General features: G+C 36.3%; 13 protein-coding genes. 5 read left to right on the plus strand and 8 right to left on the minus strand.

All coding sequences use genetic code 11. The annotated features are described in order from the left end of the window. Window positions 1-21 precede the first annotated feature (21 nt). On the plus strand, window positions 22-648 hold the full coding sequence (locus CC92_RS0109680) for a hypothetical protein (RefSeq protein ID WP_029503087.1): 627 nt from the start codon (window positions 22-24) through the stop codon (window positions 646-648). Next, on the plus strand, window positions 611-1,066 hold the full coding sequence (locus CC92_RS0109685; RefSeq protein WP_029503086.1) for a hypothetical protein: 456 nt from the start codon (window positions 611-613) through the stop codon (window positions 1,064-1,066). The genes CC92_RS0109680 and CC92_RS0109685 overlap by 38 nt, the downstream gene beginning before the upstream one ends. Window positions 1,067-1,403: 337 nt before the next feature. Here the strand turns inward: CC92_RS0109685 and CC92_RS0109690 are convergent, their stop codons facing one another. The 4 genes from CC92_RS0109690 to CC92_RS0109705 form a co-directional block, all read right to left on the minus strand. Continuing rightward, window positions 1,404-2,618 (minus strand): aspartate kinase, encoded by a 1,215-nt coding sequence (locus CC92_RS0109690; RefSeq protein WP_029503085.1) that lies wholly within the window; start codon window positions 2,616-2,618, stop codon window positions 1,404-1,406. 113 nt (window positions 2,619-2,731) lie between these two features. Further along, complete coding sequence (locus CC92_RS0109695) at window positions 2,732-3,937, minus strand: cofactor-independent phosphoglycerate mutase (protein ID WP_029503084.1); 1,206 nt, start codon at window positions 3,935-3,937, stop codon at window positions 2,732-2,734. Between the two features lie 259 nt (window positions 3,938-4,196). After that, complete coding sequence (locus CC92_RS0109700) at window positions 4,197-5,399, minus strand: homoserine dehydrogenase (protein ID WP_029503083.1); 1,203 nt, start codon at window positions 5,397-5,399, stop codon at window positions 4,197-4,199. 163 nt (window positions 5,400-5,562) lie between these two features. Next, window positions 5,563-6,003 carry an ACT domain-containing protein gene (locus tag CC92_RS0109705; protein ID WP_029503082.1) on the minus strand — a complete coding sequence of 147 codons (441 nt, stop codon included), beginning with the start codon at window positions 6,001-6,003 and terminating at the stop codon, window positions 5,563-5,565. A gap of 364 nt (window positions 6,004-6,367) precedes the next feature. On the opposite strand from CC92_RS0109705, the gene CC92_RS0109710 reads away from it, so the two are divergent. From CC92_RS0109710 to CC92_RS0109720, 3 genes are all read left to right on the plus strand, one after another. Continuing rightward, on the plus strand, window positions 6,368-7,255 hold the full coding sequence (locus CC92_RS0109710; protein ID WP_029503081.1) for a hypothetical protein: 888 nt from the start codon (window positions 6,368-6,370) through the stop codon (window positions 7,253-7,255). Then, on the plus strand, window positions 7,221-8,240 hold the full coding sequence (locus CC92_RS0109715; protein ID WP_029503080.1) for an SPL family radical SAM protein: 1,020 nt from the start codon (window positions 7,221-7,223) through the stop codon (window positions 8,238-8,240). The genes CC92_RS0109710 and CC92_RS0109715 overlap by 35 nt, the downstream gene beginning before the upstream one ends. 68 nt (window positions 8,241-8,308) lie before the next feature. Then, a complete protein-coding gene (locus CC92_RS0109720) occupies window positions 8,309-9,007 on the plus strand; it encodes an SDR family oxidoreductase (protein ID WP_029503079.1) in 699 nt (232 codons plus the stop codon). A 312-nt stretch (window positions 9,008-9,319) separates the two neighbouring features. Here CC92_RS0109720 and CC92_RS0109725 read toward each other — a convergent pair whose 3' ends face one another. The 4 genes from CC92_RS0109725 to ftsE form a co-directional block, all read right to left on the minus strand. Next, on the minus strand, window positions 9,320-10,588 hold the full coding sequence (locus CC92_RS0109725; protein ID WP_029503078.1) for a S41 family peptidase: 1,269 nt from the start codon (window positions 10,586-10,588) through the stop codon (window positions 9,320-9,322). 219 nt (window positions 10,589-10,807) lie between these two features. Further along, window positions 10,808-12,217, minus strand: coding sequence for a M23 family metallopeptidase (locus CC92_RS23220; RefSeq protein WP_051650728.1), 1,410 nt, complete (start codon window positions 12,215-12,217; stop codon window positions 10,808-10,810). Between the two features lie 81 nt (window positions 12,218-12,298). Beyond that, the gene (gene ftsX, locus CC92_RS0109735) at window positions 12,299-13,210 is read right to left on the minus strand and encodes a permease-like cell division protein FtsX (protein WP_029503076.1); all 912 of its coding nucleotides are present in this window, start codon (window positions 13,208-13,210) and stop codon (window positions 12,299-12,301) included. Further along, window positions 13,197-13,937 (minus strand): cell division ATP-binding protein FtsE, encoded by a 741-nt coding sequence (gene ftsE / locus CC92_RS0109740; protein WP_051650727.1) that lies wholly within the window; start codon window positions 13,935-13,937, stop codon window positions 13,197-13,199. The genes ftsX and ftsE overlap by 14 nt, the downstream gene beginning before the upstream one ends. Between the last annotated feature and the right edge of the window lie 8 nt (window positions 13,938-13,945).

Genomic DNA, 13,945 nt, shown 5'->3' on the forward strand with positions numbered 1-13,945 from the left:
TATAGGAAAGAGGAACAGAATATGGAGAAATATATTATAAAAATTAAAGAATATAACAATCAAATTACAGCAAGTTTATATAACAACCCTGTTATGATTCAAGATAAGATTGACAATATAGTTATTCAGCTAAAGAAGTATAGAACTTCTATTTCAGAGCTTATGATAGACAATGGGGATGGTACAGGTGTATATGCCTGTTGGAAGCAACAACTAGAAGATGAGATAAATATGGTCTTGTTTGATGAGGATATGGAGCATTTAAAGTCTTATGTTACTATCCGAGTGCCTAATGTTTACACTGCCGATATTTTAACTGATTATGAAAGAGAGCAGAAAAGTCTTGTTACATCATTAAACCGAACAAAAGGCAAGGTTTATGATATTGCTTATGCTAATGATTGGAATTTGTTTGTGACACTTACCTTTGATGATGCTATCCTTATGAAAAAGTATGGAGATTTTGCAGTTAATTATGAAGTCTGTGTGAAGGCTCTGCATAGTTTCTTTACTTCATTGAAAAATCAAGTGCCTGAGCTTCAGTATTTGGGAGTGCCAGAGTTGCACCATACTTATTATGATATACAGACAATGAAAGCCGTCGATTTTAATGGCTGTAAGCAAGGGGAAAAAGAGATATTGGTCTAGTAAAAATGTAAATAAACCAATAGAGCAAAATATATATTTGGAGCAGGAAGATTTTGCAGATATAAAGAATGATATAGACATCTCTGTTTTATCTGATACAAGAAAAAAGGTAGTTGATGTAGAGGTTAAAAACTTTTCAAATAGAATTTACAAATATGTATTGCTCAATTCAGAAATTATTTCAAATGATATTTTATCAGAATATGTGGATTTTTCAGAGAGATATGGAAAAATCTATGATTACAATAACGATACTTTAAAGCATTTAGAGGGATATTTTAATTCTGTTTTTTGTCCTTTCTTTTATCTGAATGAAGATAATGAAATTAGAAAACAAGAAATGGTATATTTCCTTAATAACAATGAATTATATATAGCCAAACTTCAAAATGGTATTTATGTAATAAGTAAGACTTGATTCTATACTACTTGACTTTAACAACACTTAAGCAATTTATAGAAGATTAGGCATTGTCAAGGACTTGCTTTTTGCCGTTCCGGCAAAAAGTTGCGAAGCAATACTTGACAATGGAAAGAAGAAGGAGAATAGTAATAGGGGTGTTAGCAGTCTTTTGCTAATACCCCTTAGGTGCTTGCTTTTGACCTTGACTTTATGTGGTATATACGATAATCTAGTGCGAATGGCAGAAAAACCTTGAAAAATGGGGCTTCTAAAAGTGTGGATATACACACCAGATTTAAGATCTTATTCTCTAGGTGTTATGGTAACTACTTACGATGCTTTCAAATTTTATTTAGGCTTCGCCTAACATAAATTTATCATGAACTGCTTTGATTGCCTGCTCTGTATAAGCTTCGTCAATTAACACAGTAATTCGTATCTCCGAAGTTGCTATCATTTTGATCGTTACACCAATATCATATAGGGCTTCAAACATCTTTGCTGCTACTCCAGGATTACTCATCATTCCAGCACCAACGACGGATACTTTCGCTACCGCTGTCTCAACTTCGATATAGTCACAAGCAAGACTTGTATTCTTATGACGCTTAATAACCTCTAACGCTTCATCCACTGCATCTTCTGCTACAGTAAAGCTTACATCTTTGGTACCTTCGCGAGCCACCGACTGTAAAATAATATCGACATTGATATTATGGTTTGCCAAATGTTGAAAGAGTTTAAATGTTACTCCCGGATTATCTTGTAACCCTATGACCGAGATTCGGGCTGTATTTTTATCTCCTGCTACGCCACTTACTAACATTTCTTCCATTCTTGTCTCCTCCTTAACAATGGTACCTTCCGATGTATTCAAACTGGAACGCACAACAAGCTGTACTCCATATTTTTTAGCCATTTCAACAGATCTATTATGAAGTACACCTGCACCAAGAGACGCTAAATCAAGCATCTCATCATAAGTAATTTCCTTAAGCTTTTTCGCATTCTTAACGTATCTTGGATCTGCAGTATAAACACCGTCTACATCGGTATAGATTTCACAGGAATCTGCCTTTAGTGCTGCTGCAAGAGCCACCGCTGTCGTATCGGAACCGCCGCGTCCAAGTGTTGCGTAGTTATCATACTTATCGATTCCCTGAAATCCAGTAATGATCACAATTCGCTTTGCGTCGAGTTCATTTCGAATTCTCTCTGTATCAATATGCTTTAGGCGGGCATTTCCATAGGTTGAAGTCGTATGCATTGCAACTTGAAATGCGTTAAGAGATATCGCAGGAACACCTAAAGCGTCCATTGCCATCGCCATGAGAGCAACCGATGTCTGTTCTCCTACCGTTAACAGCATATCTAATTCACGCTTCTGTGGATTTGGATTGATGTCTTTCGCTTGTGCGATTAATTCATCTGTCTTTTTTCCCATGGCAGACAAAACTACTACTACATCGTGACCTTTTTTATAGTCTTCAATGATTCGCTTCGCGACATTTAATATTCTCTCTTTGCTTCCAACCGAAGTACCACCGAATTTCTTTACAATTAGCATAGATGCCTCCTAAACATAGCTTTTCCATAGAATAATATTTCTTCTATTAGCCTGTTGCTTTATTCTATTAATCATCTTTTTTTTAGTGCATGATTAAACGCATATTTCCTATGCTAGCTTATCTGAAGTAATTTGTCAATGAGTTGATACCCTTCATTCGTTATATTTCCACTTAATTTTGCTTCTTTTTCATTGTAAAATGCAACTTTTTTTAATTCTTTCGTACTGTCATAAAGCATATAAGGTACTGGGTCTGAGGTATGTGTGCGTATACGAAGCGGTGTTGGATGGTCTGGCATCACAAGCATTCGATAATCACATCCTCGACTTTTCATCTCTTCTGTTATAACTCGGATAACTCGATGATCCAATGATTCAATTGCTTCAATTTTATGCTTTAAATTTCCTTGATGCCCCATCTCATCTGGTGCTTCTACATGCACATACGCAAAATCGTAACCATCATTGGTTAGTGCGTCTACGGCTGCCATTGCCTTACCCTCGTAGTTGGTGTGTAAGGTACCGTCTGCTCCAGGAACTTCTATTACCCTCATCCCTGCTCCTACTGCAATACCTTTTAATAAATCCACCGCCGAAATCATAACCCCACGTTTTCCTGTCTTCTCTTCAAATGAGGATAATGCCGGTTTCGTTCCTGCCCCCCAGAACCAGATCGAATTTGCTTTGTTTAACCCCTTTTTCTGACGTTCTATATTAATTGGATGATTATTTAAGATAGTAAAGCTCTTTTCCATCATCACCCTTAATTTATCTTCCTCAGGAAGATACTCTCCTATAACCTTGCCAAGAATGTCGTGTGGAGGTGTTAATTCTACCACTTTACCCTGATCCCAGATGAGGAGATGACGATAACTTGTACCTAAATAATAAGAGAACTCTTCTGTGCTAAGTTCTTTCCTTACTGCATCTAAAAGAATTGCTGCTTCTGCTGTAGATATTTCACTTGCACTATGGTCTATGATTGTTTTTTGTCCATATGGTACCTCTTCTTCTGATATCGTTACAATATTGCAGCGTATTGCAATATCGGTTTTACTTAGTTGCACTCCAATACTTAATGCCTCAAGAGGTGACCTCCCAGTATAATATTTTTTGGGATTGTATCCTAGAACAGCAAGATTTGCTGTATCACTTCCTGGTTTCATCCCCTCTGGAATCGTGTGGCAAAGTCCTATCTCTGATTTTCCTGCCAGCTCATCCATGGTTTTTGTTTCTGCATATTCAAGTGGGGTCATACCTTTTAAACTATCGATTGGCTCATCCGCCATTCCATCTCCAAGTACTACTATATATTTCATCTTAGCCTCCATTTCCGGTTTTACGTAACTCATAGAAACCTTACGCATATTATCACAAAACAATAACCTATATATTTGTAGGTGAAGAATGCAAACATCCTTCACCTAACTTTACTCATAACAAGTAGGATAACTTTCTCCTCTTGTCTCATTCTCTATACGTATAATACATCCCCTCATGAATGTAACATATAAGTATTCTTTCATGTTACTAGAAATTTTTTCCGAGTAACATAAAACCTAAAGTGTTGTTCTATGACTAAAATTCCACACGAATACGATTCACTATCGAAATCTTCTTTGCTGCCTCTTCAAATGCTTCCTCGGTCATCTTCTCCGTAATAAATGCATATTCTCCTTCCACATCAGGAGCAGTTACAACTTTCGCAATCTGGAAAAGTTCCTTCGCAGTCTCCTCTTCCGCAAAAGGCACACGAACAAAAAATTTGCTTTCATAGCTATTCATATCTGCTGGAATCAGGTGTTTGCTACTCCATAATGTCATAATATTAGTTCCCATATGCTTGGTAGCATCTACAACATCAGAAACAACTGCACTTGCCGTTGGGAGTTTTCCTGCTCCACTTCCATAGAACATAACATCACCGAGTAAATTTCCTTTCACGAGAATTCCATTAAATACATCATTCACTGAAAATAATGGATGCTTATCGGTTATCATCTTAGGAGCAACCATCGCATACACCTTACCATCTACATTTTTACTGGTTGCAAGTAATTTAATACTAGCCTCTAAAACATTGGCATACTTAATATCCTCTGCCGTTATTTTTGTTATTCCTTCCGTATAGATCTGTTCAAAATCAACATGCATTCCATAAGCAAGAGAAGTAAGAATTGCTATCTTTCGACAAGCATCATAACCTTCAACATCAGCTTCTGGATTACGTTCTGCATATCCAAGCTCTTGGGCCTCCTTAAGAACAGTTGCAAATTCAGAACCTTGTGTTTTCATCTTCGAAAGAATATAGTTTGTAGTACCATTTAAAATACCTGTTATTTCAACAATTTCATCCGCTGTTAGAGATTGATTAAGAGGACGAATAATAGGGATACCACCACCGACACTAGCTTCAAATAAAAAGTTAATCTTTTTTTGTTTTGCGATTTCTAATAACTCCGCTCCATGTCTCGCTACTAATTCTTTATTGGAGGTACATACCGATTTACCCTTTAGTAACGCTTCCTTAACATAAGTATAAGCAGGTTCAACACCACCCATTACTTCGACTACAACCTTAACTTCTGGATCGTTGACAATTACTTTAAAATCATGAGTAATAATGTCCTGAACAGGATTTCCCGGAAAATCTCTTAAATCCAGTACATATTTAATATCAATAGCTTCACCAGCACGTTTTGCAATTGTCTCGTAATTTGTCTTAATTACCTCATATACTCCAGAACCTACGGTTCCAAATCCTAACACTGCTATCTTCATATAAATCCTCCATTCTGTCGCAATCCTTCGAATTTGGGCGACAGTACAAATTCGTGTGTACTAAGTCCTATCCACGTGCTTTAGCACGTATAAAAAACAAGATAACTTGAATTACTGTGCCCACTTTTACACAAATGAATTGTTTGTCAAAACCGTTCATTGTCTACTCTCTACCCAGAATCTTTAGGTAGTGAACCCCATCAAGCGCCTCTATTGAATCTAACATTTGTGATAGTTCTAATGCTTGTGGCAATATCTCAATGCCAAGTGTTAGTGAAGCTATGCCACCAATTGGTATCGTCTGATGAATGGTCAATACATTTGCATTACTTTTTGCTATCTGATTTAAAACCAATGACAATAGTCCAGGAATATCGTCCATCTGTATCATAAATGTTATCGTTTTACCTCGATTATTCTCATGAAATGGAAGAATATCATCCTTATATTTGTAAAATGAACTTCTGCTGATATCCACGGCATCGGTAGCCTCTTGTATTGTCATAACCCTCTCCGAATCCAGCAAGCGCTTGGCTTCAACTACCTTTAATAATACTTCTGGTAGTGCCTTCTTCTTCACTATATAGTATTTTTCATCGTCCATAAGATCCCCCATAACAACCATTGCATATTACATCTTAGATAGATGTGATACTGCTATAAATAAAAGTATGAAGATTGCTCTTAACTTTTATACTACCTTTAATCCCAATTACTTCATTGTATGCAATATTTTATGTTTGCACTACAAATACACATGTCCGTACTGAAAAGATATGTTACCACAATTTATCATTTTGTGCAATACATTTTCATAAAATTCTAGATTTTCATTCTAGAAATAGGAAGTCTTTCCGTTGCATGTCCAATATAAAACGCTTATAATATTAGGATAGATATATTTTGCCAGATAGTTTTACTTATAAAATTCGATAGGTGAAATCCAATAAATAACGAAAGGGTTCTTTATGTTATATATCGCTACTGCTCTCTATCTAGAGGCTTCACCATTTATAAAGGGGTTCGGGTTAAAGAAAAATCTAACCTATGAAAGATTCGAGGTTTTTGAATCGGAAGAGATCACTCTTATTATAACAGGGATCTCTGAATTACAAGCTGCAATAGCACTTACTAACCTTTTTACAATAAAAAATCCAACTACTACTGACCTCTTACTAAACTTTGGATTTTGTGGCTCTCTCACCAAAGAGTATGCTCTTGGTGAACTCCTACTAAGCAATAAATTAACCTCACAAAGCAGCCCACGGACCTGTTATCCCGACCTTCCTCCAACACATCCCTTTAAAGAGGCATCACTCCTAAGTTCGAATACAATCATAACAAAGGATACTGCTTTTCTTCTATCTCCTCATACGGAATTAGTGGATATGGAGGCTTATGGTATTTATCATGCTGCTATTCATTTTATTTCTCAACATCAGATGTACTTTATAAAAATGGTATCTGATTATCCTAAGGAAGAGTCTTCCACCAAGGATGTAATATCCCGTTCTCAGAATCTTATAGAGGAAGGCATTACTCCACTTATTGATTGGTGTAAGGATGTTTTGTTGCCTTCTATCCATTCAAAAACAAGTAACGGAATATACTCTCAGGACTTAAAAGATTTTACACAAGAAGTACAACCGCTGATACAACAATTAGAAGAAAGATTATTCCTTACCTCTAGTATGACAGCTTCTTTAAGGCAACATCTCCTCTATGCTCATTGTTTAAAACGTCCATTAAAAACGTTGCTTAAAGATTTTCTTAATCGGCCGGAGGTCTGTAACTGTAAATCCAAAGTAGAAGGGAAACAATATGTCTACGAACTCAAACAACTTCTTAAAACCTAATTACTTTACCCATATTTATGTGGAAGAGGAGATAATCGATCATCCACGTACAAAGCAGATTCTTTGTCGTTTTCCGCGAGCTAAGACTATCATTATAACGCATTATAAAGATGTCTTTAATCGTACTCACCAGAGTTTTCTTCATCAAAAAAACTCACCGAATCTGATTCTTGCAAAAAAGCATGGAGAACTTATCTTAAAAGGTGCTCCTGTTTGTCAAGGTTTTGGGGAAGAGTATTTTTATTATACCTCAAGTATCATGAACTGCCTTTATGATTGCGAATATTGTTACTTACAAGGAATGTATCCTTCCGCTAATCTTGTCGTATTTGTCAACCTAGAGGACATCTTTTCTAAGGTAGCGGAACTGTTACAGTATCATAAAGTCTATCTTTGTATCTCTTATGATACCGATCTCTTAGCATTAGAAGGTCTCTTTGGTTTTGTTTTGGCATGGTGCGAGTTTGCAAAAGACCATACAGATTTAACAATTGAAATCAGAACGAAAAGTGCTAATGAAGTTGCATTAAAGACTCTACCTGTACTACCTAATGTTATTTATGCTTTTACACTATCTCCTGAGACGATTATCAAAAACTATGAACACGGTACCCCTAGTCTTTTTGCTAGAATGAAAGCTATCAAAACAGCACTTTCCTTAGGTCATCCAGTGCGACTATGCTTTGATCCTATGATTTATGTTGCTAATTACAAGAAAGTTTATGAAGACTTTTTTCATTATCTTTGGACAAAAATATCTCCAGATTCAATCCGTGACATCAGCCTAGGGGTATTTCGAGTATCCAAAGATTATCTAAAACGTATGAGAAAGCAGCGTCCTCAGTCTGCTATTCTACAGTATCCTTATGAGCCTGAGGAAGGGGTGGCACATTATGGTAGAGATATTACCAATGAAATGATGGATTTTGCATATCAAATACTTTCGGAGTGCTATGACAAGGATCGGATTTTTGTATGGGAGTAAGATTACTCTAATACCTGATTTTTACTTAATTTATGATACATGACTATATTTTATATGGAGGTAATATAATGAAAACTGCCCTTGTGACTGGAGTTTCCTCTGGTATTGGCCAAGCAATTGCAAAAAGGCTTCTAATTTTACAATATAAAGTTTATGGACTCTCAAGGACTGCTAGCACAGATAAAGTTCTATGTGAATCCCCAAATTTTCAACCTATTCTTTGTGACCTAACCAATACTGGAGCATTGGTTCAAATCATTACGGAAATAAAAGGGCAAGGTGAAGTCAACTTATTAGTAAACAATGCCGGCGTCGGATATTATGGTCCTCACGAAGAATTAAATCCAAAGAAAATACACGAAATGATTACTGTTAATATAGAGGTTCCACTTTTACTCACCAACTTCTTTTTACGTGATTTAAAAAAGACTCAAGGAACGGTTTTAAATATTTCATCCGTTACCGCAGAGAAAGCAAACCCACATGGGTGCGCTTATGGAGCAACAAAGGCAGCTTTAAGCAGTTTTTCATCCTCCCTTTTTGAAGAAACTAGAAAATACGGAGTTAAAGTCATCACAATACAGCCTGATATGACACAAACAAATCTTTATCGAAATGCAAACTTTAGAGAAGGAACAACACCTGATACTTATCTAACTCCGGAGGAGATTGCAGATACTGTAGAATATGCATTATCCCTTCGGGAAGGTGTCGTTCTACGCGAAATCACTTTGACACCTCAAAGACACCAGATTACTAGAAAATAATTTATCTCTATCCGCTTCTTTATGGCAGGATGGAAAGCAAAAGATGATTTTACGCTCTCCCAATTATATTTTTCTGGGTTATAATAATCGCTATCCTTTTAAAATCACTCTGTTTTTCTTAAGAGTTAGCAGCCTTTTTTCTTGATGTGTAATTATTCTCCATAATTCCTAATATTTTTTACTATTTTCATAAAGAAAAAGCGTTATCAATAACTCTAACCTCTACTAAGAGTTATCGATAACGCTTTTTTTAAATTTCTTTATTTATTACTTTAATGATTACTTTGTTTTACTGTTACTTTACTTGCTGTTTTACTTTATTTGCTGCTTTAGAACCTCAATCGCTTTTTGTAGCTGATTGTCTTCCTCGTGAGTTATCACTACTTTTTGTTTTAACTCAGCATCTAACTCTACTACCACATCTGGAGTAATTCCTGTCTTATGAATACTCCTTCCATTAGGAGTAAAGTAGTTGGATACGGTTACTTTTACTGCACTTCCATCAAACAAAGGGAAGAGTGATTGAACGATACCTTTTCCAAAGCTTTGTGTACCTACAATAGTACCTTTCTTGTAATCTTGTACTGCACCTGCGAAAATCTCAGAAGCACTTGCGCTATTTCCATTCACTATGACTGCCAATGGTACTTTTAACTCTTCTTTTGTCGTTGCAAAATCTTCGGAACGAGTACCATCCTTAGTCTCTGTATAAACTAATAGTCCTTTTCCAATAATACGATCAAGCATCTTAACTGCAGAATCATATAATCCACCAGGATTATCACGAAGATCAATCACAAGACCTTTCATACCTTGGGACTCTAAATCCTTAATTGCTGCCATGAACTGATCTACTGTTATCTTATCAAACTCGAGAATACTAATATAACCAATCTTATCTTTTAGCATCTCATGCTCAATGGTAGGAACCTCAATCTGACCTCTTATAATCGTTATCTCAATCGGTTCACTTTTACCTTCTCTCATTACAGAGATACGAACTTCAGTATTCTCAGCGCCCTTCATCTTGTTTACTACTTTGGTAAGGTCTACGCCAGTCACTTCTTCCTCTTCTACCTTATATAGAATATCCCCCGGTAGAACACCAGCCTTATAAGCAGGACCATCTACAAAAGGTTTCACAATGGTAATAATACCTGTATTGACATTCTGACTTACCGTTGCACCAATTCCATAGTAAATACCATTGGTAGTCTCCATAAGGGAATCATACTCTTCTTTGGTATAGTAACTGGAATATGGATCATTTAAGGCACTCATCATACCCTTTAACATACCTGTTTGATAATCGCCCTCGTTAACATCCCACAAATAAAAGTTATTTACAAGGTTTTTCATATACTTTAGTTTCTTTTGAAACGTTGCTTCATCAACTACTGTACTGCCATCTGCTTCTGTACCATTTTGATTATTCTTATCCGCGGTCTGTGAAGACTCATTCGTGTAACCATTGTCTCTTTGCGCTAGAGCATTTCGATATAGCACGCCAAACGAAAGGCTACAGATAATTAAGGTACAGAGCACTCCGGATATTACTCCGGTTACAAATCTATTTTTCATTCCTACCTCCAATCTTGCGCTTGTTTTTGCGCATATTAATTTTGTGCTAAAGATGACATAGGCGTATAACTAAATTACTTTCTTTCCCACTCATGTCTCTGCGCATAATGAAATTTTGTGCCATAACATCGTAAGGCACAAAACTTCGTTTTATTAAGATATGATACAAGCACACCAAAACTTTCGTCGTACCACAAGCCTACTATTATCTTATTATAATTAATTGTAACTTATGTATTTAAGTGGATCAACATAAGTTCCATTTAACACTAAACTAAAATGTAAATGTGGTCCAGTTGAAATACCGGTAGAACCAACTTTTGCAATGACCTGTCCTTGCTTCACTGTATCCCCAACACTAACTAATAGTTTAGAACAATGCAAGTATTTAGTCTGAACACCATCTCCATGGTCAATTACTACATAATTTCCGGAAGAGAGACTATAAGTTGCCGTTACCACTTTCCCTGCTAGAGAAGCAACGATATTTGCTCCCATTGCACCACCGATATCAACCCCTCGGTGATAGGTACTTGCACCTGCGGTCGGTGCATTACGATAACCGAATTTGCTATAAACATTTGGGTCACCAGGTAATGGCCAAATCATCTGACTTAAATCTTTGTTGTCGCTCTGTTCTACACTTGAAGCATCGGAGGATTGATTTGCTTGCTCCTGTTTTTTTCGTTCCTCCTCTTCTCTACGTCTTCGTTCTTCTTCCTCTTTTCGCTTTCGTTCTTCTTCCGCAATACGCTTTTGTTCTTCTTCTTTAATCTCATCTATATTTTTTTCTTGGTTAGCAATTTCATTGGAATACTCAGCAAACAATTCCTCATTAGCACCAATTGCTTCTGTGTAACGGATAATTTCCTCACCCTTTTGAGCAGATAACGCAAGTAGTGTCTCTTGTTCATAAAGAGCACTTGCTTCAAGTGCTTCTAATTCTTCCAGTTTTGCTTGCTGATAAGCTTCCTGCCTGATAATTTCTTCCTTAGTTTCCGTATAGCGCTTCAACAGATTATCATCATATTCTGTAATTTTTTTTGAATACTCTACTTGATTTAAAAATTCAACAATACTTCCTGAGCTTAGAAAAACGTCCAAAATATCTTCTGAACCATTCTCATAAAGATATTGTATACGTTTCTTCATCGTCTCATACTGTTTTGCTTCTGTTTCTTTTGCTACTAAAAGATTGGCTCTGGTTATCTCAAGTTCTGCCTTTGCATCGGTGATAGAGGTCTCTAATTCTTCCAAATGCAAGGTGAGTTCATTTAACTGGATATCTAGTTCTTCAATGTATTTTAAAATGTCATTTTTATTCTTTTCTAAATCTGCCAGCTTTTTTTCCGTATTTTTTTTATTCTGCTCTAATTCTTTTTTCTTTTCTTCTGCTTCTTTTAACTTTTCCTCGTATGTCTTATGAAAGAAAATATTGTAGCCACCATTCAGTGTGGCTAATTTTGGCGTAGAAAAAGCCTTGGCGGTAATGCTATCTTGTCCTTGAAAGCCAATACTTATAAAAGGTACAGAAAGTGCCATAACAAGTCCACAGGTAGCCATACGATAGGTACTCTGTTTTCTTTTTTGCTTTACTCCTTGTTTCTTTATCGGCTTCTTTTGTTTCATCCTTACTCCTATTCCTGCGTACACTTAATTACGCATTGGTAGATTTGTGCCAAAGACTGAAAGGCACTTAGTTTCTATACTCTAATTTATTTTTCGTAGCTGTTTACCAAGAGTGATAAAACTACCTAAAAAACCTATGCCCACTCCAATTAACAAGCATACCGGGATTAATGTCTTAAACATCGTTCCGGTTGCTATAAAATCTGCTTTCTTTAGTGGACTGCTAAAGCTAGTCATAAGATAGTGAATTCCCTTATTATAGAGCACATGTAGTAAACCTAAAGGAAGTATTGCACCCACTAATCCTATAATAATTCCTTCCACAATAAATGGAGCTCTTATAAAGAAGTCGGTTGCACCAATCAATTTCATAATAGATATTTCCTGCCTACGAACTGAGATTCCCATGGTAACGGTAGTACTTATTAAGAACACGGCAACACCTAATAATATTACGATAATTGCGGTAGTTCCGAACGCTAACCCTTTATTTACTCCAGATAAGACATCGGCAATTGCTTCCGAATTATTAACCTGTCTCACTCCTGGTATCGATTGGAGATATCGCACTAATACTTCCTGCATCTCCACATCATTTAAGTACACAATATAATGTGCAGAATTCTCAAGCGGATTGTCGTCACCAAAGCTAGCTGCGTGCTCCGGATCCAGCTTTGTATTCTTATATTCCTCCCAAGCAGCTTCTGCCGATACAAAATCATACTTTGCTACTTCTACTCTCTGTCCTATTTTCTCACCGATTAACTCTATTTCTTGTGAGGTAATTCCTTCATTAAAAAAGACAGTTACACTGACACCTTGTTCTGCATTCTTAATAATATGTTGAAAGTTCATTAAAATGCAATAGAAAATTCCAAACAAAAATAAACAGGTCGTTATCGTTCCTACCGATGCTAGGGAAAACATACGATTTCGCTTTATATTTTTTGTGCCCTGTTTCACACTATAAATAATTGTACTAATTTTTGGCATGTGCATACCCACCTTTTTTATTATCACTGATGAGAACACCATTTTTCATCGTAATGACTCTCTTTTGCATCGCATCTACAATTTCACGATTATGAGTAACTACCACAACCGTAGTTCCACGCTTATTCACTTCTTCTAACAAACGCATAATTTCCCAAGAATTTTTTGGATCAAGATTTCCAGTTGGCTCGTCAGCAAGTAACATAACTGGATTATTCACCAGTGCTCTCGCAAGTGCAACTCTTTGTTGTTCTCCACCAGATAGTTCCTTAGGATAAGATTTATGCTTTTCAGACAACCCTACAATAGATAACATCTTTGGGGTTTGTCTTCGTATCTCCCTTGCTGGTGATTCAATTACTCTTTGCGCAAATGCTACATTCTCAAATACAGTTCGGTCTGGTAGCAAACGAAAGTCTTGAAACACTACTCCAATCGTTCTTCTATATTTACAAACCTGCCAACGTTTTAATCTAGAAAGTTCTCTTCCTGCTACAAATACTTTACCACTGGTTGGTTTGATTTCTTTCAACATTAACTTTATCAAAGTCGATTTACCGGAGCCGCTTGAACCAACTATAAAAACAAATTCACCCTTACGGATTTCGAAGCTTATGTTATTTATCGCGTGGGTTCCTTTTTGATAATCCTTATTAACATTCTGAAATAGGATTACCGGAGTTTCTATGTCTCTTAAATCATTATTAATATCATAAGTTCCGGCCATATTAATAT

Origin of the sequence: Lachnoclostridium phytofermentans (assembly GCF_000733755.1) — a bacterium.
Taxonomy (GTDB): Bacteria; Bacillota; Clostridia; order Lachnospirales; family Lachnospiraceae; genus Lachnoclostridium; species Lachnoclostridium phytofermentans_A.